We start from the raw sequence: 1,129 nt of genomic DNA, 5'->3' as shown, positions 1-1,129 counted from the left end.
TAATTCAAAATCAAAAATTTATTCATAACTATTTTTTCATACGCAATAGTAGAATCTCAAAAGTCTAGAAAGACTCAACTCAAAGCAACCTACTTTCCCTTCTCTAGATATGGAGCGATCGCTCCAGACAAATCAAAACAGAGAAATAGGCTGTAATTTAAAGATTTATAGATGATAGGAAATTTATTTTGCGACTACTTGTATAACCAACTAAATAAATCTGCAATAGATAATTGCCAATCTGTTAATAAATTGAGAACTGGTAAATTATCAGAATTATACCTAATTTCTGGTTGTTGGTTAGGTTGAAAAATCACTACAGATTCATCTTCAGAATCTATTAACCAACCTAACTGAGTACCATTATTGAGACAGAAAAGAATTTTATTAATTAATTGATTAGAACTTTGGTCTGGCGAGAGAATTTCTATTACCCAATCTGGTGCTATTTCAAATCTATTTTCAATTCTACCATTTGCTTTTGTGGGAATACGTTGCCATGCAAAAACTGAAATATCTGGAACTATGGAACGTCCGTTAAAAGTACATCTTAATTCTGGGAATGCCATTACTAACTTTTGTGGTTCACCTGCTTGATTAATAGCTGACGATAGACAAATTTGAATTCTACTATGTTCTCCTTGTGGCATTGGTTTTTGATAAATTTGATTGTTAAAATATTCACTTGCTGGTTTTGTTTCTGGCAATTGTAAAAACTCTTCGAGAGTAACTTGTTGGGGTGAATTAACAGTAGTTAACATAATTATTTTGCCTCAATTTAAGCTTAACTATTTAAGGAAGAGGGAAGAGGGAAGAAGTAATAAGGGGTAAATATTGAAAAAAAGGGGTAGACGATAGAAATAACTATCTAAAATGAACTATAGTCGCTATTTTTTTTAGCATATCCGATCGATATCTACCTTTTTGTAGTATTCTTTTTTTTAATTGGTATAATTCACTAGAAAATAAAAGACGAATACCTATAATAGCGAATCCAATTTTAGCAATAATTATTACTATATTTGTGCTCAAGTCTCATTCTTGAACACGAGCTTGTTTCAACATATCAATAAGAGTATGATGAGCATCTTCAGCATCCTTTAAAGTATGGTCAAATTCAATCCTTATC

Annotated in this window: 2 protein-coding genes; both read right to left on the bottom strand. The window is 31.0% G+C overall.

Translation table 11 applies throughout. The annotated features are described in order from the left end of the window. Positions 1–194: 194 nt before the first annotated feature. Complete coding sequence (locus tag F6K13_RS34300; RefSeq protein ID WP_192901147.1) at positions 195–761, bottom strand: Uma2 family endonuclease; 567 nt, start codon at positions 759–761, stop codon at positions 195–197. A gap of 274 nt (positions 762–1,035) precedes the next feature. Then, positions 1,036–1,122, bottom strand: a complete 87-nt coding sequence (locus tag F6K13_RS35710; protein WP_353735766.1) for a hypothetical protein — start codon at positions 1,120–1,122, stop codon at positions 1,036–1,038. Positions 1,123–1,129 lie beyond the last annotated feature (7 nt).

It is taken from the genome of Okeania sp. SIO2B9, assembly GCF_010672505.1.
In the GTDB taxonomy this organism is placed as follows: Bacteria; Cyanobacteriota; Cyanobacteriia; order Cyanobacteriales; family Microcoleaceae; genus Okeania; species Okeania hirsuta.
Note: the sequence above shows the minus strand (reverse complement) of the source record. Positions and strands in the feature narration are given on the sequence as shown.